The sequence below is a fragment of the Rhodoferax sp. GW822-FHT04A08 genome, assembly GCF_058801025.1.
This window is the reverse complement of record NZ_JBXAMW010000003.1, coordinates 190,310-215,202: the sequence shown is the minus strand read 5'-3', so window position 1 is coordinate 215,202 and position 24,893 is coordinate 190,310. Positions and strand designations below refer to the sequence as shown.

Genomic DNA, 24,893 nt, shown 5'->3' with positions numbered 1-24,893 from the left:
CACCCACAATAAATCGCAAACCGGTTCTGACAAGGTGTTGTGTTTTTGAAGAATTTTATCTTCACTGAATGCAATTGACGGGCCGGATTTAAGACCTAACCTTTGGAGAAATTACATGGCAGTCACAATGCGCGAAATGTTGGAAGCAGGCGTCCACTTTGGTCACCAAACACGCTTCTGGAACCCCAAGATGGCCCCGTTCATCTTCGGTCATCGCAACAAGATTCACATCATCAACCTGGAAAAGTCGCTCCCGATGTTCCAGGACGCCGCCAAGTTTGTGCGTCAACTCTCCGCCAAGCGCGGCACCATCTTGATGGTGGGTACCAAGCGCCAAGCCCGAGAAATCGTGGCCACCGAAGCGCAGCGCGCAGGTGTGCCTTACGTTGATCAGCGTTGGTTGGGCGGTATGCTGACCAACTTCAAGACGGTCAAGACTTCCATCAAGCGCCTCAAGGACATGAAGGTCCAGCAAGAAGCCGGTCTGGAATCCATGAGCAAGAAAGAGCAGCTGATGTTTGCTCGCGAGCTGGAAAAGCTGGAAAAGGACATCGGCGGCATTCAGGACATGAACACCTTGCCGGACGCGATTTTCGTGATCGACGTGGGCTACCACAAGATCGCCATCGCCGAAGCCCGCAAGCTGGGCATTCCCCTGATTGGTGTGGTGGACTCCAACCACTCTCCTGAAGGTATTGATTACGTGATCCCCGGTAACGATGACTCCTCCAAGGCTGTCACCCTGTACGCCCGTGGCATCGCTGACGCCGTTCTGGAAGGCCGTGCCAACGCCGTGGACGACGTGGTCAAGGCTGTGGCCGAAACCGAAGACGAGTTTGTTGAGGTCAACGAGGCTGCCTAAAGCATTGCCCGCCAAGAAAAGGGGGCTTTGTTGCCCCTTTTTTTTAAGCTGTTATTGAATTTGAACTGATTACGGAGAACTGAAAATGGCTGCAATTACTGCGAGTATGGTTGCTGAACTGCGTGGCAAGACCGACGCCCCCATGATGGAATGCAAGAAGGCTTTGACCGAAGCTGAAGGCAACATGGAAAAAGCGGAAGAGCTGCTGCGCGTCAAGCTGGGCAGCAAGGCCGGCAAGGCCGCCGCACGCATCACTGCCGAAGGCGTGGTGGCAAGCTTTGTGGAAGGCGCTGTGGGCGCGCTGATCGAAGTGAACTGCGAAACCGACTTTGTTACCAAGAATGACAGCTTCCTGGCATTGGCCAAGGCTGCTGCCGAACTGATCGCCAAGCACAACCCCGCTGATGTGGCAGCGCTGGGTGCGCTTTCCTACAGCCAGGATGGCTTTGGTCCCACGCTCGAAGATGTGCGCAAAGGCCTGATCGGCAAGATTGGCGAGAACATGACGTTCCGCCGCTTCAAGCGTTTTGCAAGCGGCGCCAAGCTGGCTACCTATCTGCACGGCACCCGCATTGGTGTGGTCGTTGAGTTTGACGGTGACGAAGTGGCAGCCAAGGACGTTGCCATGCACGTGGCTGCGATGAAGCCTGTGGCTCTGTCCAGCGCTGAAGTGCCTGCCGAGTTGGTGGAGCGTGAGCGTTCGGTGGCATCGGCCAAGGCCGCAGAAGATGCGGCAATCGCCACAGCGGCCGGCAAGCCCGTGCAGTCTGCTGAAATCGTTGCCAAGCGCATCGAAGGTGGCGTGCAGAAGTACCTGAAGGAAGTGTCCCTGTTCAACCAGGCATTCGTGAAGAACGACAAGCAAACGGTTGAGCAGATGCTCAAGGCCGCCAACACCACCGTCAAGGGTTTCACCCTGTATGTGGTGGGTGAGGGCATTGAGAAGAAGGTGGACGACTTCGCTGCAGAAGTGGCTGCTCAAGTGGCCGCTGCCAAGCAGGCTGCCTAATTCCGTTCAACCCACCAACCAGGCCCGACAGGACGTACCCCATGCAGCAAGAAAAGCCCGCTTTCAAGAGAATTTTGTTGAAATTGTCTGGTGAGGCGCTGATGGGGGACGACCAATTCGGCATCAACCGCGACACCATTGTGCGCATGGTTGAAGAAGTGGCCGAGGTTACGCGCCTGGGGGTCGAGGTTGCCGTGGTGATCGGCGGCGGCAACATCTTCCGTGGCGTGGCCGGCGGTTCTGTGGGAATGGACCGTGCCACTGCCGACTACATGGGCATGCTGGCAACTGTGATGAACTCCTTGGCCTTGGGTGACACCATGAACAAGGCCGGACTGACGGCGCGTGTGATGTCAGCCATTGCCATTGAGCAGGTTGTCGAGCCCTATGTGCGTCCCAAGGCATTGCAGTATCTGGAAGAAGGCAAGGTCGTCATCTTTGCTGCCGGCACGGGCAATCCTTTCTTTACCACCGATACAGCCGCTGCATTGCGTGGCGCAGAAATTGGAGCGCAGATTGTTCTGAAGGCAACCAAGGTGGATGGCGTGTATTCGGCCGACCCCAAGAAAGACCCGGACGCCAAGCGCTATTCCAAGATTACGTTCGATGAAGCCATGTCGAAGAACCTGGGCATCATGGATGCCACGGCGTTCGCCTTGTGCCGCGACCAGAAGCTGCCCATCAAGGTTTTCTCCATCTTCAAGCACGGTGCACTTAAGCGCGTGGTGATGGGGGAAGATGAAGGCACCCTGGTCCACGTGTAAATTGTGATTTTGCCCATTGGCAGTTTGATGGTCGGAGGATAAGAAAATGGCTATTGCCGAAATCAAAAAGACGCTCGAAGGCAAGATGGACCACTCCATCGAGTCTTTCAAACACAACCTCACCAAGATACGTACAGGCCGTGCCAATCCCGCCTTGCTGGATACGGTGCACGTGGATTACTACGGGTCCATGCTCCCCATCAGCCAGGTTGCCAATCTGTCGCTGATTGACGCGCGCACCATTGGTATTCAGCCCTGGGAAAAGAACATGGCTGCCAAGATCGAAAAGGCCATTCGCGACAGCGACCTTGGCCTGAACCCATCCAGCATGGGCGAGTTGATCCGCGTACCCATGCCCGCCATGACGGAAGAGCGTCGCCGCGAGTTGACCAAGGTAGTGCGCGGCGAAGGCGAAGGCGCCAAGGTGGCCATTCGCAATATCCGTCGCGATGCCAACGATGCTGTCAAGAAGCTGGTCAAGGACAAGCTGGCATCCGAAGATGACCAAAAGCGCTCTGAAGCAGACATTCAGAAGATCACGGACAAACATATTGCCGAAGTGGATCGCCTCGTGGCGTCCAAAGAGCAGGACATCATGGCTGTCTAAGGCCAGTTTACTTGCTCTCTCGATCAACAATGGCCGTTGCACCGGTGTCTGTCCCAGGCCACATTGCTATCGTGATGGATGGCAATGGGCGCTGGGCGTCCAAGCGTTTCTTGCCGCGAATTGCGGGCCACAAACAAGGCGTTGATGTACTCAAGCGCACGGTGCGAAGCTGTGCGTTGCACGGTGTCAAGGTTCTGACGGTATTCGCTTTTTCCTCCGAAAATTGGAGACGTCCGGCCGACGAGGTATCCGCTCTGATGGATATTCTGGTGGTGGCCCTGTCCCGCGAACTGAACCAACTCAAAAAAGACGGCGTCAAGCTGCAATTCATAGGCTCACGTCAAGGCCTGTCTGAGCGTGTGCGCCAGAGCCTGGACACGGCAGAGCGTGAAACAGCGGATAACAAGGTGATTACGCTCAATGTCTGCTTCAACTATGGCGGACGTTGGGACGTAGTGCATGCTGCACAACAATTGGCGTCTGCTGGTGAGGAGATCACCGAGGAAAGCCTATCTGCAAAATTGTCGACCAGCACCTGCGGTGACCCCGATCTGATCATCCGAACGGGCGGTGAAATGCGCCTGAGCAACTTCTTGCTGTGGCAAGCTGCGTACAGTGAGCTTTATTTCTCCGAAGTACTGTGGCCAGACTTTGATGAAGCAGCCCTGGAAGCCGCCATTCAGGCTTTTGCTTCGCGTGAACGTCGCTTCGGCATGACGACCGAGCAATTGCCGGCCTCCAAAAACGCATCCGCTTAAGCGGACTCTCTATGCTCAAGCAAAGAATCCTGACAGCCCTGGTGTTGCTGGCGATATTGCTGCCTGCCACCTTCTACTCAAATGCCACGCCGTTCGGAGTTGTGACGCTTGTTCTACTGACGTGCGCGGCGTGGGAGTGGGCCAATCTCAACGGATTTGAGCGCATGGCTGCACTTCTCACCGGGCTGGTCTGTGCCTTGCTGTGCGCTGGCGCCTGGTACTTGGGCATGCCCTATGTGAGGCTGGGCAACTTGTGGATGTTGGTTGGTGCCTTTTGGGTAATTGCTGGTGCGTGGGCGTTGCGCTCTGGAGTTGCTGCATGGCAGGGTTTCCCACGCGTGCTGCGATTGACAGGCGGAGTCTTGTTGCTGTGGGCGGCATGGCTGGCCGTCATGCAGGCTCGCGTAATCGGTGTCAATTTTCTTTTGTCGGTTCTGGTGCTGGTGTGGGCTGCCGACATTGGTGCCTATTTCTCCGGACGTGCGTTTGGCGGACGGATTTTCCCCAACAAGCTGGCCCCTAGCATCAGCCCGGGCAAGACCTGGGAGGGTGTGGTGGGTGGAATGGTTGCCGTCTTCCTGGTGGCGTTGCTCTGGATGGCGCTGGAGTCGCATGTGGATAGGCAATCCGTCAGCATTTATACCCGTCTGTGGATGATGGGGACCCCCCTGTTGTCGGTCGGACTAGTTTTTCTCGTGGCCATGAGCGTCGTAGGAGACCTGGTGGAGTCACTGTTCAAGCGTGCGGCCGGGGTGAAGGACAGTAGTAAGCTGTTGCCTGGCCATGGTGGGGTTCTGGATCGTGTGGATGCGTTGCTGCCGACATTGCCATTGGCCATGATGCTGGTGAGCGGAGGTCTGCAATGAAGCAACGTGTCGTCATATTGGGATCCACTGGCTCCATTGGTGTCAACACGCTGGACGTGATGGGAATGCATCCGGATCAGTACGCGGTGTTTGCCCTGACCGCCTCCACCAGTGTGGACACGCTTTTCAAACAGTGTTGTGACTTCTTGCCAACCTATGCCGTGATGGCGGATGCTGCCAGCGCGCGCGTATTGAAGGATCGTTGCGCTGCCCATGGATTGTTGGTCCAGGTTCTTTCAGGCCCCCAGGCATTGGTCGACGTTGTCTCCCATCCCGAAGTGGATACGGTCATGGCTGCCATTGTGGGTGCAGCAGGTCTTGCTCCATGCATGGCTGCGGCGCGTACGGGCAAGCGTCTGCTGTTGGCCAACAAGGAAGCGTTGGTCGTTGGCGGGCATTTGTTCATGGACGCGGTGCATGCCGGTGGAGCAACTCTTTTGCCTATCGATAGCGAACATTCCGCCGTCTTCCAGTCCCTGCCGGACGACCCTTCCACCTGGAAGAGTCTGGTGGACAAAATCATTCTTACCGCATCCGGTGGGCCGTTTCGTACGCGCGCACCAGAGACGCTGCATACGGTAACCCCGCAAGAGGCCTGTGCCCATCCCAACTGGGTCATGGGGCGCAAGATATCAGTGGACTCTGCAACGATGATGAACAAGGCGCTGGAGGTCATCGAGGCCAAGTTCCTGTTTGGCATGGAGCCACGCGCCATAGAAGTGGTGATTCATCCTCAAAGTGTGATCCATTCCATGGTGCAGTTCGTTGACAACTCGGTCGTCGCCCAGTTGGGAACACCCGATATGCGCGGGCCGATCGCATACGGGCTTTCCTGGCCCCGGCGCATCCGGAACGGTGCTTCAGCCTTGGACTTCACGCAGATGGCCGCTCTGACATTTGAGCCCTTTTCATCTGCCGAACACCAGCGTCGCTACCCTGGTCTTCAATTGGCTTGGCAAGTTCTGGAAGGGCCAGCCAGCTCCGCTGCCGTACTGAACGCAGCCAATGAGGTGGGCGTGGACGCATTCCTGAATGGTCGCATCCGCTTTGACCAGATCCACCATGTCAATCTGGAAACCTTGGCCCAGGTTCATTTTTCCCGGCCCGATTCGCTGGAAGCCTTGCTCGAACTCGATTTGCAGTCGCGCACCGTCGCGCGGCATGCGGTGCAACAGCTCTGCGCGTAGGCCTGTAGAGCCTTCATGCTAACCGTAGTAGCCTTTCTCTTTGCCATTGCGTTGTTGGTTGCCGTGCACGAGTGGGGGCACTTTGCCATGGCGCGGGCTTGTGGCGTCAAGGTATTGCAGTTTTCCATCGGATTCGGCCCGCGTCTGGCGGGATGGACTTCACGCCGCTCGGGCACCGAATACCGCTTGAGCGTATTGCCTCTGGGTGGTTTCGTCAGGATGCTCGACGAGCGAGAGGCCCCGGTAGACCCATCCGAGTTGGCGCTTGCCTTCAACCGCAAGCCTTTGCGCAGCCGCGCCGCCATTGTGGCTGCTGGGCCGTTGGCCAATCTGTGCCTCGCGTTGATTCTCTACTCCTGCGTCAATTGGATGGGAGTTACCGAACCGGCGCCCCTGGTATCTCGCCCGCCCGCGGAGTCATTTGCGGAAAAGGCCGGGTTCGCAGGAGGCGAGCGCATTCTGGCTGTCGGGTTTGTGGGTGACCCCCTCACTGACGTGCAGTCTTTTGAAGATTTCCGTTGGTGGTTGACACGCGCTGCTCTGGGTTCAGCGAACCTTCAAGTGGAGTACCTCACACCAGACAGTACGGTGCGGCAGTCCACCGTGCTGGCTTTGGAAGGATTGGACGCAAGCCATGCAGATGCCACCATGTTTCGCAGCATCGGCTTTATCTCGCCACTATCCAACGCTCGCATCGGTGATGTGGCACCGGGTAGTGTCGCTGCAGCAGCAGGCTTGCGTCATGGCGACCTAGTGCTGCAGGTGGACGGAAGGCGCATCGCGGATTCAGCGCAATTGCGCGAGTACATACGTGAATCCGGAGCCAACGAAGTCCCGCGCGTTCAGCACTGGTTGCTGCAACGCGATGGTGTCCGCGTGGAACTGGCGATCACTCCACGCCAGGAACGCGAGGCCAATCGCACAATTGGACGCGTGGGCGCCATGATTGGTGAAGCGCCTGCGACGGTAAAGATTCGTCACGGATTTGTAAATGGTGTGCGCAAAGCTGCGGTAAAGACCTGGGAGGTCTCTACCTTGACGTTGCGCATGATGGGGCAGATCGTGACAGGTGCGTCATCGGTAAAAAATCTCAGTGGCCCTATCACCATCGCCGATTATGCAGGGCAATCTGCTGCTATGGGGCTGGAGCAATTCATGGTTTTCCTGGCGCTTATCAGCATCAGTTTGGGGGTTCTCAACCTGCTTCCGTTGCCTGTCCTCGATGGTGGACACCTGATGTATTATGGTTGGGAAGGTCTTACCGGGCACGCCGTTTCTGAAGTGTGGCTGGCTCGGCTCCAGCGCGTTGGGTTTGCCATATTGCTGGTGATGATGTCCATCGCCATGTTTAACGATCTCTCCAGGCTGTTGACCTGATCTGTTTGTTTCTCTACCCGAATATTCTTAACATGCGTTTGAATTCAATTTTTGTATTGCGTGCGGTTGCTGCGGTGGTCGCTGGCATCGTTGCGCAAGCTGCCATGGCGCTGGATCCTTTTCCAGTGCGCGACATTCGGGTGGAAGGTTTGCAGCGCGTGGAAGCAGGTACCGTGTTCGCTTCCATCCCCGTTCGCGTGGGAGACACCTACACCGATGAAAAGGCAGTGGCCTCCATTCGTGCCCTGTTTGCCTTGGGGCTGTTCAAGGACGTTCGCATAGACGCCAAGGATGGCGTGCTGATTGTCATCGTGGAAGAGCGTCCAACGATTGCCAATGTCGATTTTTCGGGAACCAAGGAATTCGATAAGGATGTTCTCAAGAAGGCGCTACGGGATGTGGGGCTTGCCGATGGGCGTCCGTATGACAAGGCGCTGGTGGACCGGGCTGAGCAGGAGCTCAAGCGCCAGTACATCAGCAAGAGCATGTACGCCACCGAAGTGGTTACCACTGTTACGCCGGTTGACCGCAATCGTGTCAATTTGAGTTTTGCCGTCACCGAGGGAGATACGGCCAAGATCAAGGAAATCCACATCGTGGGGGCCAGCGCGTTCTCCGAGTCCAAGCTACTGGACCTGTTTGATCAGGACACCGGTGGATGGCTCAGCTGGTACACAAAGTCCAACCGGTATTCGCGGACCAAACTCAACGCGGACATCGAATCGCTTCGCTCCTTCTACCTGAACCAGGGCTATCTGGAGTTCAAGGTGGACTCCACGCAAGTAGCCATTTCGCCGGACAAGCAGGGCATGAGCATCACCATCAACGTGACCGAGGGCGATCGCTTCGTAGTCTCCAAGATCAAGATGGCTGGCAATTACTTGGGCAAGGACGAAGAGTTCCGGTCACTGATCACCATCAAAGCGGGTGAGGCCTATAACGCCGATCAGGTGGCGCAGACCACAAAGGCCTTCAGCGACTATTACGGCAATTTTGGTTTTGCCTTCGGTCGGGTTGAAGCCAAGACCGACATAGACCGCACGACCAATCGTGTGGAGATCACCTTGGTGGGTGATCCGGCGCGCCGTGCCTATGTGCGCCGCATCAACGTGGCGGGCAACGACAGAACCCGCGACGAAGTGATTCGCCGTGAATTCCGTCAGTTGGAAGCCTCCTGGTACGACGGCGAAAAGATCCGGCAATCCCGCAACCGTGTGGACCGTCTTGGTTACTTCAAAGAGGTCACCATGGACACTCAGGAAGTCCCAGGGACGCAAGATGAAGTGGATCTGACCATCAACGTCGTGGAAAAGCCGACTGGCAGCATCAGTCTGGGTGCCGGCGTTTCCAGCTCCGAAGGTCTGGGCCTGACCTTCGGCTTCAATCAGGACAATGCCTTTGGCTCTGGTAATTCGCTGGGTCTTTCACTCAATACCAGCCAATACAACCGCACTTTGGTTCTTAGCACCACCAATCCGTATTTCACGGAAGACGGTGTTTCGCGCTCGATCAATATTGCCCAGCGCACCACCAGACCCTATTCCGACGTGGACAGCTATGCCATCCGGACCACTGGTGCCAGCGTGGTATTTGGCGTGCCTTTCACCGATGTGGATACCGTCTTTCTTGGCGCTGGCGTAGACCAGACGGACATTATTCCGGGGACTTACCTTCCCACGGTTTACCTGGATTTCGCCAACGAGTTTGGTTACACCACCACGTCCTTGCCTTTGACTGCCGGCTGGTCGCGCAATACGACCGATAGTGGCTTAGCGCCCAGTACGGGTCGCATCAGCAGTTTGAATGCAGAGTGGAGTGTGGCGGGTGACCTGCGCTATGTGCGTGGAACGGCACAGTTGCAGCAGTACTTTCCTTTGTCCAAGCGCACCACGCTGGCCTTGAATGGCGAGATTTCCCTTGGGTCGGGCACTGACGGTCTGAGTTACCCGGTGTTCAAGAACTACACCTCGGGAGGTCTGGGCAATCGCGGCTTGGGCACGGTGCGTGGCTTCGAATCTGGAAGTTTGACTACTACGTCGCAAAGGCTGGCTGCCTTGGCTGCTGGCTCCTCGACCAGTACAACAGCTACCGGGGGAGCCAAGCGCGTGACCTTCAACGCAGAGGTCCTTTCGCCCTTCCCCGGAGGCGGCAACGATAGAACATTGCGCTGGTTCGGTTTCTTTGATGCCGGCGGCGTGTATGACGCAAATGAGAGCATTCAAGTCGATAGCATGCGCGCGTCTGTAGGTATTGGTGTCAGCTGGATTTCGCCAGTCGGGCCTTTGCGATTGGCGTGGGCCAAGCCAGTGCGGCAGCTTGATGGGGATAAAATACAGACCTTGGCATTTCAGATTGGAACTTCTTTCTAATGAAGACACTTAAGACGATTTTGGTTTCTGGCCTGCTGGGCATGTTTCTGGCAGCTGGTGCTCAGGCGCAGGAATCCCGTATTGCGTTCATTAACTCGCAGCGCATTACCAGTGAGTCCGGACCTGCCAAGGCTGCTACTGCCAAGCTGGAAGCGGAGTTTTCCAAGCGCCAAAAGGATTTGGCTGATTTGCAGAATTCGCTGAAGTCTTTCAGCGAAAAGTTCGATCGCGATGCGCCCACCATGACCGAGAGCCAGCGTGCGGCCAAGCAGAAGGAGTTCGTGGAACAGAACCGCGACTTCCAGCGCAAAAAGCGCGAGTTTGACGAGGACCTCAATGGCCGTCGCAACGAAGAGCTGCAGCAGGTGTATGACAAGGCGACCAAGGCCATCAAACAGCTGGCTGAATCAGAGAAGTACGACTTGGTTGTCCAAGAAGCGGTGTATTTCAATCCCAAGATTGACATCACTGACAAGGTCATCAAGATACTGAACGCTGGTGTCAAGTAAACGCTCTGCAAGAGCGTGTTGAGCCATGCCTTTGTCGCTGGCATCCATCATTGAGGTACTGGGTGGGGAGCTCGTGGGGGACCCCGATCTCGACATCCAGGGGCTCGCCCCGCTAGAGTCCGCCCAGCCTGGGCACATCGGGTTTCTCAGCAATCCACGCTACCAGTCGCAACTTCGCACCACCCGTGCGGGGTGCGTGATCGTGGCCCCCTCCATGCGGGGGAGCGCGGCAGAAGGTGTGCGTCTTATCCTCACCGACAACCCCTATCTGTATTACGCGCGGTTGACGCAACTGTGGCGCAAGCAGACCAATGGGAACAAGTTGATGGGCGTGCATGCCAGTGCCGTGGTAGACCCTCTGGCGCAAGTGCATGAGAGTGCCTACGTTGGTCCCCTGTGCGTGGTGGAGCGAGGCGCCCGCATTGGTGCAGGTACCGTGCTCAGGTCGCGCGTGACGGTGGGTGAGGACTGCCATGTGGGGGCTCGCTGCATCCTGCATTCTGGAGTCGTCATCGGCGCCGATGGGTTTGGCTTTGCACCCAATGGTTCGCAGTGGGAAAAGATTGAGCAGCTTGGCGCGGTACGCATCGGGGACGATGTGGAAATCGGCGCCAATACCTGCATAGACCGTGGCGCGCTGCAGGACACCGTCATTGAAGACGGCGTCAAGCTGGACAATTTGATTCAGATCGGCCATAACGTGCGGGTGGGGCGCAATACCGCCATGGCGGGCTGCGTTGGTGTGGCGGGTAGCGCCATCATCGGCCCGAATTGCACCATTGGCGGTGGCGCAGTGGTGCTGGGGCATTTGACCCTTGCCGAAGGCGTGCATATTTCAGCGGCCACCGTCGTTACCAAGTCAATTGCCAAACCAGGGCATTACACCGGTGTATTTCCCCTGGATGAAAACGCCACGTGGGAGCGCAACGCTGCAACGCTCAAGCAATTGCACACCTTGCGTGACCGCATCAAAATTTTGGAGAAAGAAAATAAATCATGATGGACATCCACAAAATTCTCAAACAGCTTCCGCATCGCTACCCGTTCCTATTGGTGGATCGGGTGCTGGAGCTTGATAAAGGCAAGACCATCAAGGCATTGAAGAATGTCACGATCAACGAGCCCTTCTTCGAAGGCCACTTTCCCCATCGTCCCGTCATGCCTGGCGTCCTGATGCTGGAAGCGCTGGCGCAGGCTGCGGCGTTGTTGGCATTTGACGCGCTGGGAACATCGCCCAGCGACGAGATGGTTTACTACTTTGCCGGCATTGACGGCGCCCGTTTCAAGCGCCCGGTGGAGCCTGGCGACCAGCTCATTCTGGAAGTCGAAATGCTACGCATGAAGGCAGGCATCTTCAAATTCAAGGCACAGGCCAAGGTGGGTGGCGAACTCGCTGTAGAAGCCGAGCTGACCTGCGCCATGCGTGCGATTGCCTGAGGCCGTTGCCGTGACTGCCATCCACGCCACAGCTGTCATCGATCCCAAAGCCGAGCTGGACAGTTCTGTCACGGTTGGCCCTTATACCGTGATCGGTCCCGATGTCCGCATTGGTGGGGGCACTACGGTGGGCCCGCACTGTGTCATCGAAGGCCACACCACCATCGGCCGGGACAACCGCATCTTCCAGTTCAACTCCCTGGGCGCCATTCCGCAGGACAAGAAATACGCGGGCGAGCCGTGCGAGTTGATCATCGGTGACCGCAACACCATCCGCGAGTTCTGCACCTTCAACATCGGATCGCCGGGCGATGCTGGCGTGACGAGGGTGGGTGACGACAACTGGATCATGGCCTATGTGCATTTGGCGCACGACTGCCAGGTCGGCAACCACACCATCTTTGCCAACAACTCGCAGTTGGCCGGGCATGTGCAGGTGGGCGACTGGGTCATCCTGGGCGGCTTTACCGTCGTGCATCAATTTGTGCGCATCGGCGCCCACAGCATGACTGCCATGTGTGCCTTGCTGTTTGCCGATCTGCCCCCCTTTGTGATGTGCCAGGGACAGCCGGCATCCGCGCGCTCCATGAACTTTGAAGGATTACGCCGTCGTGGTTTCAGTCCCGAGCGCATTGCGGCCGTGAAGGCCATGCACAAGGCACTGTACCGCGATGACCTGACGCTGGAGCAGGCGCAGCTTCGCATCAGTGAGCTGACCGACGACACCCCTGAAGCCGCGCCGGATGTGGACATGATGCTGGCCTTTCTGGAGCAAACGTCTCCGCAGCGCGGCATCGTTCGCTAAAGGCTGTCATGGCGGATCCGTCAAGCCAGCCGCAGGCGCCGGCCATTGCCATGGTGGCCGGAGAAGTTTCCGGGGATCTGTTGGCTGGGCTGTTGCTGGGTGGCATGAAAGCGCGCTGGCCGGACTTGACCAGTTTCGGTATCGGTGGGCCTCACATGCAGCGCCAGGGCTTTGAGGCCTGGTGGCCCCATTCCAAGCTGGCCGTTCACGGCTTCAACTGGGAACTGCTTCGCCGCTACCGGGAAATCGTCGGTATCCGGGACCAATTGCGCGCCCGTCTGCTGCAGAAGCGCCCCGACATTTTCATAGGCACGGACGCGCCGGACTTCAACTTCCAGCTGGAGGCTGATCTACGCGGCGCTGGAATCAAGACTGTCCATTTTGTCTGTCCTTCGGTCTGGGCCTGGCGTCCTGAACGCATGGAAAAGATCCGCAGCAGTGCCGACCATGTGCTGTGCATTTTTCCCTTCGAGCCTGCATTGCTGGAGCGCAACGGAATTGCCGCGACCTATGTGGGGCATCCGCTGGCCAGCGTTATCCCCATGCAGGCGGACAAGGCTGCGGCTCGGCAAGCTTTGGGGCTTTCGAGCGACGCTTTGGTTGTTGCTATCCTTCCCGGTAGTCGCCGTTCGGAAATTGCCCATCTGGCAAAGCGCTTTCTGCAGGCCGCGGCACTGATCAAGGCGGAAAAGCCGCAAGTGAAGTTTGTGCTGCCTGCCGTGCCTGGTTTCAAGGACACCATTGAAGTACTGGTGCAGCAGACGGGTTTGACGGGCTGCGTGCAGGTACTGGCTGGCCAGTCCCATGCCGCCTTGGCTGCCTGCGATGTGACGTTGATCGCCAGCGGTACGGCCACGCTGGAGGCGGCCTTGTTCAAGCGGCCCATGGTGATCGCCTACCACCAGAGCTGGTTGTCCTGGGAAATCATGCGACGCAAGCGCTTGCAACCCTGGGTGGGGCTACCCAATATCCTGTGCGAAGAATTTGTGGTGCCCGAATTGCTGCAGGACGCGGCGACTCCCAAGGCACTGGCCTTCGAGGTGATCTCCTGGCTGGATGCCGCGGACCGCGATCCCGCACGCTTGCAGACATTGCATGCAAAATTTGACGCCTTGCACCGTGCACTGCAGCGCGACACCGCGACAATAGCCACCGATGCGATCCAGAAAATCCTCCAGAACTGAACCCACCATGGCCCGCCAGGCCGAATTGTGCTGGGACATTACCGGGCTGATTGCCGGCGTTGATGAGGCGGGGCGTGGCCCTCTGGCGGGCCCGGTGGTTGCTGCCGCCGTGATCCTGGACGATTTGCACCCGATCAAAGGCCTCAACGATTCCAAGAAACTCAGTGCTTTGCAGCGTGACCGGTTGTATGACGAAATTCGCGCCAAGGCGCTGTGCTGCTCGGTGGCGCAGGCCAGTGTGGAGGAAATAGACCAGCTCAATATCCTGCAGGCAACCTTGTTGGCCATGCGCCGCGCAGTGGAAGGCTTGCGCCTGAAGCCCGCCAAGGTGCTGGTGGATGGCAACCGCCTGCCGGTGCTGGACGTGCTGGCCGAGGCCATTGTCAAGGGTGACGCTACCGTGCCCGCCATATCAGCGGCCTCCATCCTGGCCAAGGTCACGCGCGACCGTTGGTGCGCAGAGCTGGATCTGCGCTATCCGCAATATGGATTTGCCGGGCACAAAGGCTATGGCACGGCCGAACATCTGGCGGCGTTGCGCGCGCACGGCGCCTGTCCGGAACACCGCAAGACCTTCGCGCCGGTGGCGCAAGTCCTGGTTTGAGGAATCCATGAGCGAACCCGTATTCATCACCTCTCGCGAGAACCCGTTGCTCAAGGAGCTGCGCAAGCTTGCGCATGAGAACACCGCCTACCGCAAGGCCGGGCGATTCTGGGTTGAAGGCGACCACCTGTGCAGCGCGGCACTCCAGCGGGGCGTGCAACCGGCAGCCTCCGTGTATGCCGAGTCCTTCTGGGCAACTGTGCGTGGCCCGATTGCCGAGGCGGGTGGCAAGCAGGTGGTGGTGCCAGATGCCCTGTTTCGCGATATCAGCGCCTTGGAATCCCCCGCTAGCGTGGGGTTCGTGCTGAACTTGCCTGAAGAACAGCATTTTGATGGAAACGCTGCGTCGGTCATCCTGGACCGGGTGCAGGATGCTGGAAACGTGGGCTCCATCCTGCGCAGTGCCGGTGCTTTTGGCTTCCGCCAAGTACTGGCGCTCAAGGGCACCGCTGCCTTGTGGAGTCCGAAAGTGTTGCGTGCCGGCATGGGCGCGCATTTTGGCTTGCACTTGGTCGAGGGCTTGGAGCTTTCCGATCTGCAGGGCTTGCAAGTGCCTTTGGTGGTGACCAGTTCGCATCAGGGGGAGCTGATTCAGGATCTGCGCATTCCGCGTCCTTGTGCCTGGGTCATGGGGCATGAAGGGCAGGGCGTGGGGAAGGAGCTGATGGCACGGGCCACCGTGTTTGCGCGTATCGGTCAGCCAGGCGGTGAGGAGTCTTTGAACGTCGCCGCCGCCGCTGCGATATGCCTGCATGCCAGTTCTTTGGGATTGGGCTGAGTTTGCCTGCTTTTGGTTCCGTTGCGCGGGTGGGGCTTGGGCTTTGGCCCTCATGCGGGGTACCGCAAAATCGGGTCAAAACCCAAGCCCCACCCGCGCAACTGCGTTGCTGGTGATCACAGGTCCAAATCGTTTGTGCGCCAATAACTCGGTCTTGCGGGAGGCAGAGGGGTTCGCGCCCGATTTTGCGGTACCCCGCATGAGGGCGTGAACCCCTCTGCCTCCCGCAAGACAGCGCGCACCAACGGCAAATCGAAGTGCCCAAGGACAAGCCAGAACCTCCCTTCCGCTATAATCAGTGGCTTTCCAGAAAACAGCTGTCCCAAGCGCAACTCTGAAACTTCCCCTCTCAAAAGCATCCGCTCAAGAGCCACTCTGAGCGCGTTTGGGCCTAACCGTAACCCATTCGGAGTCACCAGTGCTTTTGTCACTCAAGGGAACCTTCCCACCCGCCATCCTGGCGCTCGCAGACGGCACGGTCTATGTTGGCAATTCCATCGGAGCCGCTGGCTCCACCGTCGGAGAGGTCGTGTTCAACACGGCCATGACCGGCTACCAGGAAATCCTCACCGACCCCAGCTACTGCCAGCAGATCGTCACGCTCACTTATCCCCACATCGGTAACTATGGCGTCAATGCCGAAGATATCGAGTCCGACAAGGTCCAGGCCGCCGGTCTCATCATCAAGGACCTGCCGCAGATTGCCTCCAATTTCCGCAAGTCCCAGGACCTGAGCGCGTATCTCATCGCTGAAAAGACCGTGGCCATCGCCAATATCGATACCCGCCAGCTCACACGCCAGCTGCGCACCCACGGCGCGCAAAATGGTTGCATCATGGCCTTGGCCATGGGCGAGAAGGTGACCAGCGCCGTCGTGGAGCGCGCTGTCGCTGCGGCCAAGGCCGCACCCAATATGTCCGGCCTGGATCTGGCCAAGTTGGTCACCAGTCCCGTCGCCTACGACTGGACACAGACCGAATGGCAACTGGGCACCGGCTATGGCGAGCAGTCCACCTCCAAATTCCATGTGGTGGCCTACGACTTTGGCGTCAAGAAGAACATTCTGCGCATGCTGGCGGAGCGCGGCTGCAAGGTCACCGTGGTGCCTGCGCAAACTCCCGCTGCGGAGGTGCTCAAGTACAAGCCTGATGGCGTATTCCTGAGCAATGGTCCCGGCGACCCGGAGCCTTGCGATTACGCCATTGCTGCCACCAGGGAATTGATTGAGACCGGCATTCCGGTATTTGGCATTTGTCTGGGTCACCAGATCATGGCCCTGGCCTCGGGCGCGAGCACCTTCAAGATGAAGTTCGGCCACCACGGTGCCAACCATCCGGTCAAAGACCTGGACAGTGGCCGTGTATCCATCACCAGCCAGAACCATGGTTTTGCGGTTGACGAGAAGACCCTGCCTGCCAACATGCGCCCCACCCATATCAGCCTGTTTGACAATACGCTGCAAGGGCTGGAGCGTACCGACAAGCCGGCGTTCTGCTTCCAGGGGCACCCCGAAGCGTCACCCGGCCCACAGGACATCGGCTATCTGTTTGACCGTTTCGTTGGATTGATGGAGCAACGTGCATGAGTTTTTACGGGGTCACTGATCTCTGGACCTACGTGCTGGGCGCCTTCGGCATCATCCTGCTGCCCGGGCCAAACTCGCTCTATGTGCTCTCGGTCGCCACGGCGCGTGGCGTCAAGGCGGGCTACCAGGGCGCATTCGGCGTCTTTCTGGGCGACACGATTCTCCTGCTGCTGACCGCCATGGGCGCAGCCAGCCTGTTGCGTTCCAATCCCGCACTGTTTGTCCTGGTGAAGTACCTGGGCGCGGCCTACCTGTCCTGGGTGGGCGTGAACCTGATCTGGTCGGCATGGCAGAAGTGGCGCAACAAGGCGACAGAAGCCGCCACCGCAGTGCAGGCGCCCATCAATATGCAGCACCCGTTCAAGAAGGCACTGGTCATCAGCCTGCTGAATCCCAAGGCGATCCTGTTCCTGCTGTCCTTCTTTGTGCAGTTCATTGACCCCAGCTACGAAACACCTGCCGTTCCGTTCCTGATCCTGGGCTCCATCATCATGGTGTTCAGTGCCCTGTATCTCTCCGCTCTCATCTTCCTCGGGGCCCGTATGGCCCAGGCGTTTCGCGCCCGCAAACGCCTGTCCGCCAGTCTCTCCAGCAGCGTGGGCGGCTTGTTCCTCTGGTTTGGAACCAAGCTGGCCACCGCGAGTCTGAACTAGTTAGAAGCCAGGTAAAAAATGCCAAAACGTACTGATATCAAAAGCATCCTCATCATCGGCGCCGGCCCCATCATCATCGGCCAGGCCTGCGAGTTCGACTACTCCGGCGTGCAAGCCTGCAAGGCCTTGCGAGAAGAGGGCTACAAGGTCATCCTGATCAACAGCAACCCCGCCACCATCATGACCGACCCGGCCACGGCGGACGTTACCTACATCGAGCCCATCACCTGGCAGACGGTCGAGAAGATCATCGCCAAGGAGCGTCCCGATGCCATCCTGCCGACCATGGGCGGCCAGACCGCACTGAACTGTGCGCTGGACCTCTGGCACCACGGCGTGCTGGAGAAATACAAGGTCGAACTGATTGGCGCCACACCCGAGGCCATCGACAAGGCCGAAGACCGCCTGAAGTTCAAGGACGCCATGACCAAGATCGGCCTGGGCTCCGCGCGCTCAGGCATTGCACATAGCATGCAGGAAGCCTGGAATGTGCAAAAGGTTGTGGGCTTTCCCACCGTCATTCGCCCCAGTTTCACCCTGGGCGGCACCGGTGGCGGCATTGCCTACAACTCGGAAGAATTCGAGACCATCTGCAAGCGCGGCCTGGAAGCCTCGCCCACCAACGAACTACTGATCGAAGAGTCGCTGCTCGGCTGGAAAGAGTACGAGATGGAAGTGGTGCGCGACAAGGCGGACAACTGCATCATCGTCTGCTCTATCGAGAATCTGGATCCCATGGGCGTGCACACCGGTGACTCCATAACGGTCGCTCCGGCCCAGACCCTGACCGACAAGGAATACCAGATTCTGCGCAATGCCTCCCTGGCTGTGCTGCGCGAAATCGGCGTGGACACCGGTGGCTCCAACGTGCAGTTCTCCATCAACCCCAAGGACGGGCGCATGGTGGTGATCGAGATGAATCCGCGCGTGTCGCGCTCCTCCGCGCTGGCCTCCAAGGCCACCGGTTTCCCGATTGCCAAGGTGGCTGCCAAGCTGGCCGTAGGCTTCACACTGGATGAGCTGCGCAACGACATTACCGGTGGCGCAACCCCCGCGTCGTTTGAACCCAGCATCGATTACGTGGTCACCAAGATCCCGCGTTTCGCCTTCGAAAAATTCCCCGCCGCCGACAGCCGCCTGACCACCCAGATGAAGTCGGTGGGCGAGGTGATGGCCATGGGTCGCACCTTCCAGGAATCGTTCCAGAAAGCCTTGCGTGGCCTGGAAGTTGGCGTGGATGGCATGAACGAAAAGACCCAGGACCGCGAAGTCCTGGAAAAGGAACTGGGCGAGCCCGGCCCCGAGCGCATCTGGTACGTGGGCGACGCATTTGCCCAGGGCATGAGCGTGGACGAGGTGTTTGCACTGACCAAGATCGACCCCTGGTTCCTGGTGCAGATCGAACAGATCGTGAAGATCGAACTGGAAATCGAACGCCTGCCGCAACCGGCCAGCGGCTCGGTGCTGGACAAGATCGATGCGGCCACCTTGCGCTCGCTCAAGCAGAAGGGCTTCTCGGACCGTCGCCTGGCGCGCCAGTTCAAGACCACCGACAAGGCCGTGCGCGAGAAGCGCCGCGCCCTGGGGGTGCGCCCGGTCTACAAGCGCGTGGACACCTGCGCGGCAGAGTTCTCCACCAACACCGCCTACCTGTATTCCACTTACGAAGCCGATGGCTCCGAGTGCGAAGCCGCGCCTACCGACAAGAAAAAGATCATGGTGCTGGGTGGTGGCCCCAACCGCATCGGCCAGGGTATCGAGTTCGACTATTGCTGCGTGCATGCCGCCTTGGCCATGCGCGAAGATGGCTATGAAACCATCATGGTCAACTGCAACCCCGAAACCGTGTCCACCGACTATGACACTTCGGACCGCCTGTACTTCGAGCCGCTGACGCTGGAAGATGTGCTGGAAATCGTCGACAAGGAAAAGCCGCTGGGCGTGATCGTGCAATACGGCGGCCAGACGCCGCTGAAGCTGGCACTCGATCTGGAAGCCAACGGCGTGCCCATCATCGGCACCTCGCCCGACATGATCGACGCGGCGGAAGACCGTGAGCGCTTCCAGAAGCTGCTGCACGAACTCAAGCTGCGCCAACCCCCGAACGCCACGGCCCGTACCGAGCCGGAAGCGCTGGAAAAGGCATCTGCTCTGGGTTACCCCTTGGTGGTGCGCCCCAGCTACGTGCTGGGCGGCCGCGCCATGGAAATCGTGCACGAGCAGCGCGATCTGGAGCGCTACATGCGCGAGGCCGTCAAGGTCAGCCACGACTCGCCCGTGCTGCTGGATCGCTTTCTGAACGATGCGATCGAGTGCGATGTGGACTGCGTGCGAGACTCCACTGGCGCCACCTTCATCGGCGGCGTGATGGAACACATCGAACAAGCCGGCGTGCACAGCGGGGACTCCGCCTGTTCGCTGCCGCCGTATTCCTTGTCGGCGGATACCGTCAACGAGATCAAGCGCCAGTCGGCCGCTATGGCCGGCGCACTCAATGTGGTTGGCCTGATGAACGTGCAATTTGCCATCCAGAATGTGGACGGCAAGGACGTGATCTATGTGCTGGAAGTGAACCCGCGTGCCAGCCGTACCGTGCCCTTTGTTTCCAAAGCCACCGGCATCCAGTTGGCCAAGGTCGCAGCGCGCTGCATGGCCGGACAGACACTGGCCAGCCAGGGCATTGGCAAGGAGGTCACACCACCGTATTTCAGTGTGAAAGAGGCCGTTTTCCCCTTCGTGAAGTTCCCGGGCGTTGACACCATTCTCGGACCGGAAATGAAGTCCACCGGGGAGGTCATGGGTGTGGGCAAGACTTTTGGCGAAGCCTTTGTGAAGTCCCAACTGGGTGCGGGCGCCAAGCTGCCGCGCGGTGGCAAGGCCTTTATCTCGGTCAAGCAAAGCGACAAGCCGCGTGCCGTGGAAGTGGCGCGTGAACTGGTAGCACTGGGCTTTGAAGTGGTTGCTACCAAGGGAACTGCTGCCACCATCAACGCTGCCGGCGTGGCCTGCGGCGTGGTCAACAAGGTGACCGAGGGCCGTCCCCACATCGTGGACATGATCAAGAACAACGAGATCGCCATGGTCGTCAACACAGTGGAAGAGCGTCGCAACGCCATCGTCGATTCCCGCCACATCCGTACGTCGGCACTGCTGGCGCGGGTCACCACGTACACCACCATTGCGGGCGCCGAGGCTGCCGTGGAAGGCATGAAATACCTGGACAACCTCAGCGTGATTTCCGTGCAGGAAATGCATGCGCAACTGACGGCTTAAGTTGTCATAATCCGGCCTTCCTTTTCAAATACATCCATGGCAACCATTCCCATTACCAAGCGCGGCGCAGAGATCCTCAAGGCCGAGCTGCACAAACTCAAGACCGTAGAGCGTCCTTCGGTGATCAACGCGATTTCCGAAGCCCGTGCCCAGGGCGACCTGAGTGAAAACGCGGAATACGAATCGGCCAAGGAGCGTCAGGGCTTTGTGGAAGGCCGTATCCAGGAAATCGAAGGCAAGCTATCGGCTGCGCAGATCATCGACCCGGCTTCGCTGGACGCCGGTGGTCGTGTGGTGTTCGGCTCCACCGTGGATCTGGAAGACGAGGACACGGGTGACCGTGTTCGCTACCAGATCGTGGGGGAAGACGAGGCCGACCTCAAGCTGGGCCTGATCAACATCAGTTCGCCGATTGCACGCGCGCTGATCGGCAAGGAAGAGGGCGATACCGCTGTGGTGCAGGCGCCGGGCGGTGAGCGTTCCTACGAAGTCGTCGCGGTTCACTACATTTGAAGCTTCTGCAACACCTCTTGCGCACCGCGCCGCTGTGGCTGGCAGCAGCCTGGGCCATGAGCCTGACGGTGCTGGGTTTCTTTGTCGTTCCCATGCTGTTTGCCAACTTGCCTACGCCGGCCGTGGCCGGTGGCATGGCAGCCAAGCTGTTCAGTACACAAACCGCAATATCGGCGGTTTGTGCGTTGTTGCTGGTGCTGCTGCTCCGGTCGGAAAAGCACGCCATGCCAATGGCCGTGGTTCCAGCCATCACCATGCTGGCGCTGGCCGGGGCTCTTTTGGCGTTGCTGGTGGAGTTTGGTGTGTCACCGCACATTGTTGCGCGTGACAACCTCAGGCTTTGGCACGGCGTAGGCAGTGCCATGTATTTTGCGCAATGGCTGTGCGCCCTGGCGGTGTTTGGCAAGCTGGCACTTGCCGTCGTGGCACCGCAGGCAGACGCCGGTAATCAGGTCTGACTGCGTTTTTTGACGCTGACCTTGGGCTTGGGTTTGGCGCGGCGTACGTTGCCACCGGCTGTCAAGCGCTGGTTACCGAGCACCCGCAGGGTCTTGACTTCGGGGCGTTGACCGGCGCGCTTGCTGTATTTCAGGACCTTGAAATCGCGCGGGCCGGGCATGCGGTCTTCGTCAATGACCTTTTCTTTTTCGGGCTGCGGGCGCCACAGCACCAGCAGCTTGCCAATGTGCTGGATGGGGGCAGCGTTCAGATCGGTGCTGAGCTGCTGGAACATGGCTTCGCGCGCCGTGCGGTCATCGGAAAACACCCGCACCTTGATCAGGCCGTGGGCGTTGAGGGCGGCATCGACCTCCTTGATGACGTTGGCGGTCAGACCATCGCCGCCGACCAAGACGACGGGATCAAGATGGTGGGCCTCGGCGCGGTGAACCTTGCGTTGGGCGGGAGTCAGTTGAATTTGGGGCATGTGGGTATTATGTCTCCGGCCCGGCGCAAGCGGCTCAGCTCGCTTGCCAATAGGATGAAAGTGTATGAAAACCAAAACCAGTAGCAAAAAGGTCAACAAGGCCTGGTTGCACGACCATATCAACGACCCTTACGTCAAATTGGCAACCAAGGAGGGGTATCGGGCGCGCGCGGCTTACAAGCTCAAGGAAATAGACGAGGCCCTGCACCTGATCAAGCCCGGGCAACTGGTGGTGGATCTGGGCTGTACGCCCGGGGCCTGGAGCCAATACCTGCGCCGCCGCATGTCGCCGCAGGGCGCGGCAGTGGGCGACCTGAATGGCACCATCATCGGGCTGGATCTGCTGCCCATGGAGCCCATCGAGGGCGTGACCTTCATCCAGGGCGATTTTCGGGAGGCCGAGGTGCTCCAGCAGCTGGAAGCCGCGCTGGCTGGGCGCCAGGCCGATATCGTGGTGTCCGACATGGCGCCGAATCTGTCCGGCATCGCCTCCGCCGACGCGGCCCGGGTCGAATACCTGATCGAATTGGCCATTGAGTTTGCCCAGAACCACATGAAACCGCAGGGCGCACTGGTGGCCAAGGTGTTTCACGGTGGCAGCTACAACGCGGTGGTGCAGCGCTTCAAGGATGCCTTTACGCAGGTCAAGCCCTTCAAACCCAAGGCTTCACGCGACCGTTCTTCAGAGACCTTTCTGGTGGGCTTAGGCCTGAAGTAGTTGGATCAAGACCATGCCATTTATATGGCCGCGATAGCGAAAATACCGTGTCTTTCACCTTGAAACGCCTAAAATGGGTACCACGTAGGCGTTGCAGGGATGCGTCTACCTTCTTTTGCGCCCTATCTGGAGCTTCGTTTGAATAATCAGTGGTTTTCGAAAATTGCAGTTTGGTTGGTGATCGCCCTGGTGCTGTTCACCGTGTTCAAACAGTTTGATGCCCGTGGCACCAGCGGAGTAGGCACGCTGGGCTACTCCGACTTCTTGGAAGAAGTGCGCAACAAGCACATCAAGAGTGCCGTCATTCAAGAAGGTCAAGGCGGTACCGAGATTGTTGCGGTCACCACCGATGACCGTCGCGTCAAGACCACGGCCACCTATCTGGACCGCGGGCTGGTGGGCGACCTGATCAACAACGGGGTCAAATTCGACGTCAAGGCACGTGAAGAAGGCTCGTTGCTGATGACGTTGCTGGTCAGCTGGGGGCCCATGCTGCTGTTGATCGGCGTCTGGATCTATTTCATGCGTCAGATGCAGGGCGGAGGAAAGGGCGGAGCATTCAGCTTTGGCAAAAGCAAGGCGCGCCTGCTGGACGAAACCACCAATACCGTGACCTTTGCCGACGTCGCAGGTTGCGACGAAGCCAAGGAAGAAGTGAAGGAAGTCGTGGACTTCCTCAAGGACCCTGCCAAATTCCAGAAGCTGGGCGGTCGCATTCCGCGCGGCTTGCTGTTGGTTGGCCCTCCCGGCACCGGCAAGACCCTGCTGGCCAAGTCCATCGCTGGGGAAGCCAAGGTACCGTTCTTCAGCATTTCCGGTTCCGACTTTGTGGAAATGTTTGTGGGCGTGGGCGCATCCCGTGTCCGTGACATGTTTGACAACGCCAAGAAGAATGCACCCTGCATCATCTTCATCGATGAAATCGACGCCGTGGGCCGCCAGCGTGGCGCTGGCCTGGGCGGCGGCAATGACGAGCGTGAACAAACCCTCAACCAGATGCTGGTGGAGATGGATGGATTCGAGACCAATGTTGGCGTGATCGTGGTGGCTGCCACCAACCGCCCCGACATTCTGGATGCCGCCTTGTTGCGCCCGGGACGTTTTGACCGCCAGGTCTATGTCACGCTGCCCGATATCCGTGGCCGTGAGCAGATCCTGAACGTGCACATGCGCAAGGTTCCTTTGGGCCAGGACGTGAGCCCGGGCGTGATTGCCCGTGGCACACCCGGCATGAGCGGTGCCGATTTGGCCAACCTGTGCAACGAAGCGGCCCTGATGGCTGCGCGCCGCAATGCGCGTCTGGTCGAGATGCAGGATTTCGAAAAGGCCAAGGACAAGATCCTGATGGGCCCGGAACGCAAGAGCATGGTCATGCCGGAGGAAGAGCGCCGCAACACGGCCTACCACGAGTCGGGACATGCGCTGATCGGCAAGCTGCTGCCCAAGTGCGACCCGGTGCACAAGGTCACCATCATCCCCCGTGGCCGCGCCCTGGGAGTGACCATGAGCCTGCCGGCACAAGACCGCTACAGCTATGACAGCGAATACATGCTCAACCAGATCAGCATGCTGTTCGGTGGCCGCATTGCGGAAGAGGTGTTCATGAAGCAGATGACCACCGGCGCCAGCAACGACTTCGAGCGTGCCACCCACATCGCCCGTGACATGGTTACCCGTTACGGCATGACCGATGCACTGGGCCCCATGGTGTACGCTGAAAACGAAGGTGAAGTGTTCCTGGGACGCTCCGTCACCAAGACCACCACCATGAGTGAGCAGACCATGCAGAAGGTGGACTCCGAAGTGCGCCGCATCATCGACCAGCAGTACGCCCTTGCGCGCAAGCTGATCGAAGACAACCAGGACAAGATGCACGCCATGGCCAAGGCCCTGCTGGAATGGGAAACCATCGACAGTGACCAGCTCGACGACATCATGGCAGGCAAGGAACCCCGCCCGCCCAAGGACTGGACACCCCGTACGCCCAACTCCGGCGGCGGCAGCGACGGTGGCGCACCTGCGGTATCGGTCGATCCCGCACCAACGGTTGCCTGATTCTTCAGAGGCTGTCAGCAGTCAGGAAACGGGGCGCAAGCCCCGTTTGTCATGG

General features: G+C 58.9%; 24 protein-coding genes. 23 read left to right on the top strand and 1 reads right to left on the bottom strand.

Annotated elements, in window-relative coordinates; translation table 11 throughout:
• Positions 1 to 115 precede the first annotated feature (115 nt).
• The 21 genes from rpsB (at position 116) to AC1RMF_RS08065 (ending at position 21,598) form a co-directional block, all read left to right on the top strand.
• On the top strand, positions 116 to 862 hold the full coding sequence (gene rpsB, locus AC1RMF_RS08165) for a 30S ribosomal protein S2 (RefSeq protein ID WP_342617041.1): 747 nt from the start codon (positions 116 to 118) through the stop codon (positions 860 to 862).
• A gap of 85 nt (positions 863 to 947) precedes the next feature.
• Positions 948 to 1,871 carry a translation elongation factor Ts gene (gene tsf, locus AC1RMF_RS08160; RefSeq protein ID WP_342617042.1) on the top strand — a complete coding sequence of 308 codons (924 nt, stop codon included), beginning with the start codon at positions 948 to 950 and terminating at the stop codon, positions 1,869 to 1,871.
• 41 nt (positions 1,872 to 1,912) lie between these two features.
• Positions 1,913 to 2,635, top strand: coding sequence for a UMP kinase (pyrH, locus tag AC1RMF_RS08155; RefSeq protein ID WP_342617044.1), 723 nt, complete (start codon positions 1,913 to 1,915; stop codon positions 2,633 to 2,635).
• Positions 2,636 to 2,681: 46 nt separating this feature from the next.
• Positions 2,682 to 3,242: a ribosome recycling factor gene (gene frr / locus AC1RMF_RS08150; RefSeq protein ID WP_493141070.1), complete on the top strand. Its 561-nt coding sequence runs from the start codon at positions 2,682 to 2,684 to the stop codon at positions 3,240 to 3,242.
• 29 nt (positions 3,243 to 3,271) lie between these two features.
• A complete protein-coding gene (gene uppS / locus AC1RMF_RS08145) occupies positions 3,272 to 4,000 on the top strand; it encodes a polyprenyl diphosphate synthase (RefSeq protein WP_493141069.1) in 729 nt (242 codons plus the stop codon).
• An 11-nt stretch (positions 4,001 to 4,011) separates the two neighbouring features.
• Complete coding sequence (locus AC1RMF_RS08140) at positions 4,012 to 4,866, top strand: phosphatidate cytidylyltransferase (protein ID WP_493141068.1); 855 nt, start codon at positions 4,012 to 4,014, stop codon at positions 4,864 to 4,866.
• Complete coding sequence (dxr, locus tag AC1RMF_RS08135; RefSeq protein ID WP_342617048.1) at positions 4,863 to 6,053, top strand: 1-deoxy-D-xylulose-5-phosphate reductoisomerase; 1,191 nt, start codon at positions 4,863 to 4,865, stop codon at positions 6,051 to 6,053. Before AC1RMF_RS08140 ends, dxr begins: the two co-directional genes overlap by 4 nt.
• 15 nt (positions 6,054 to 6,068) lie before the next feature.
• A complete protein-coding gene (gene rseP, locus AC1RMF_RS08130; protein ID WP_493141067.1) occupies positions 6,069 to 7,430 on the top strand; it encodes an RIP metalloprotease RseP in 1,362 nt (453 codons plus the stop codon).
• Between the two features lie 32 nt (positions 7,431 to 7,462).
• On the top strand, positions 7,463 to 9,799 hold the full coding sequence (bamA, locus tag AC1RMF_RS08125) for an outer membrane protein assembly factor BamA (RefSeq protein WP_493141066.1): 2,337 nt from the start codon (positions 7,463 to 7,465) through the stop codon (positions 9,797 to 9,799).
• Positions 9,799 to 10,308 (top strand): OmpH/Skp family outer membrane protein, encoded by a 510-nt coding sequence (locus tag AC1RMF_RS08120; protein ID WP_342617051.1) that lies wholly within the window; start codon positions 9,799 to 9,801, stop codon positions 10,306 to 10,308. Before bamA ends, AC1RMF_RS08120 begins: the two co-directional genes overlap by 1 nt.
• A 25-nt stretch (positions 10,309 to 10,333) precedes the next feature.
• Positions 10,334 to 11,308: a UDP-3-O-(3-hydroxymyristoyl)glucosamine N-acyltransferase gene (gene lpxD / locus AC1RMF_RS08115; protein WP_493141065.1), complete on the top strand. Its 975-nt coding sequence runs from the start codon at positions 10,334 to 10,336 to the stop codon at positions 11,306 to 11,308.
• Positions 11,305 to 11,745 carry a 3-hydroxyacyl-ACP dehydratase FabZ gene (gene fabZ / locus AC1RMF_RS08110; protein ID WP_342617053.1) on the top strand — a complete coding sequence of 147 codons (441 nt, stop codon included), beginning with the start codon at positions 11,305 to 11,307 and terminating at the stop codon, positions 11,743 to 11,745. Before lpxD ends, fabZ begins: the two co-directional genes overlap by 4 nt.
• 10 nt (positions 11,746 to 11,755) lie before the next feature.
• Positions 11,756 to 12,550: an acyl-ACP--UDP-N-acetylglucosamine O-acyltransferase gene (gene lpxA, locus AC1RMF_RS08105; RefSeq protein WP_493141064.1), complete on the top strand. Its 795-nt coding sequence runs from the start codon at positions 11,756 to 11,758 to the stop codon at positions 12,548 to 12,550.
• Positions 12,551 to 12,558: 8 nt separating this feature from the next.
• The gene (gene lpxB, locus AC1RMF_RS08100) at positions 12,559 to 13,734 is read left to right on the top strand and encodes a lipid-A-disaccharide synthase (RefSeq protein WP_493141063.1); all 1,176 of its coding nucleotides are present in this window, start codon (positions 12,559 to 12,561) and stop codon (positions 13,732 to 13,734) included.
• A complete protein-coding gene (gene rnhB, locus AC1RMF_RS08095) occupies positions 13,706 to 14,338 on the top strand; it encodes a ribonuclease HII (protein WP_446737921.1) in 633 nt (210 codons plus the stop codon). The genes lpxB and rnhB overlap by 29 nt, the downstream gene beginning before the upstream one ends.
• Positions 14,339 to 14,345: 7 nt before the next feature.
• Positions 14,346 to 15,116, top strand: a complete 771-nt coding sequence (locus tag AC1RMF_RS08090; RefSeq protein WP_493141062.1) for a TrmH family RNA methyltransferase — start codon at positions 14,346 to 14,348, stop codon at positions 15,114 to 15,116.
• A 418-nt stretch (positions 15,117 to 15,534) separates the two neighbouring features.
• Positions 15,535 to 16,701: a glutamine-hydrolyzing carbamoyl-phosphate synthase small subunit gene (carA, locus tag AC1RMF_RS08085; RefSeq protein WP_493141061.1), complete on the top strand. Its 1,167-nt coding sequence runs from the start codon at positions 15,535 to 15,537 to the stop codon at positions 16,699 to 16,701.
• Complete coding sequence (gene leuE, locus AC1RMF_RS08080; RefSeq protein ID WP_493141060.1) at positions 16,698 to 17,354, top strand: leucine efflux protein LeuE; 657 nt, start codon at positions 16,698 to 16,700, stop codon at positions 17,352 to 17,354. Before carA ends, leuE begins: the two co-directional genes overlap by 4 nt.
• Before the next feature lie 18 nt (positions 17,355 to 17,372).
• Positions 17,373 to 20,627, top strand: a complete 3,255-nt coding sequence (gene carB, locus AC1RMF_RS08075; RefSeq protein ID WP_493141059.1) for a carbamoyl-phosphate synthase large subunit — start codon at positions 17,373 to 17,375, stop codon at positions 20,625 to 20,627.
• 36 nt (positions 20,628 to 20,663) lie between these two features.
• Complete coding sequence (gene greA / locus AC1RMF_RS08070) at positions 20,664 to 21,140, top strand: transcription elongation factor GreA (protein ID WP_342617061.1); 477 nt, start codon at positions 20,664 to 20,666, stop codon at positions 21,138 to 21,140.
• 5 nt (positions 21,141 to 21,145) lie between these two features.
• Positions 21,146 to 21,598 carry a DUF4149 domain-containing protein gene (locus AC1RMF_RS08065; protein ID WP_493141281.1) on the top strand — a complete coding sequence of 151 codons (453 nt, stop codon included), beginning with the start codon at positions 21,146 to 21,148 and terminating at the stop codon, positions 21,596 to 21,598.
• On the opposite strand, the gene yhbY is transcribed toward AC1RMF_RS08065, so the two are convergent.
• The gene (gene yhbY, locus AC1RMF_RS08060) at positions 21,589 to 22,065 is read right to left on the bottom strand and encodes a ribosome assembly RNA-binding protein YhbY (RefSeq protein ID WP_342617062.1); all 477 of its coding nucleotides are present in this window, start codon (positions 22,063 to 22,065) and stop codon (positions 21,589 to 21,591) included. The genes AC1RMF_RS08065 and yhbY overlap by 10 nt on opposite strands.
• A gap of 64 nt (positions 22,066 to 22,129) precedes the next feature.
• On the opposite strand from yhbY, the gene AC1RMF_RS08055 reads away from it, so the two are divergent.
• Both AC1RMF_RS08055 and ftsH read left to right on the top strand, forming a co-directional pair.
• On the top strand, positions 22,130 to 22,783 hold the full coding sequence (locus tag AC1RMF_RS08055; RefSeq protein WP_493141058.1) for an RlmE family RNA methyltransferase: 654 nt from the start codon (positions 22,130 to 22,132) through the stop codon (positions 22,781 to 22,783).
• 138 nt (positions 22,784 to 22,921) lie between these two features.
• On the top strand, positions 22,922 to 24,838 hold the full coding sequence (ftsH, locus tag AC1RMF_RS08050; RefSeq protein ID WP_342621130.1) for an ATP-dependent zinc metalloprotease FtsH: 1,917 nt from the start codon (positions 22,922 to 22,924) through the stop codon (positions 24,836 to 24,838).
• The last annotated feature ends 55 nt before the right edge of the window (positions 24,839 to 24,893 follow it).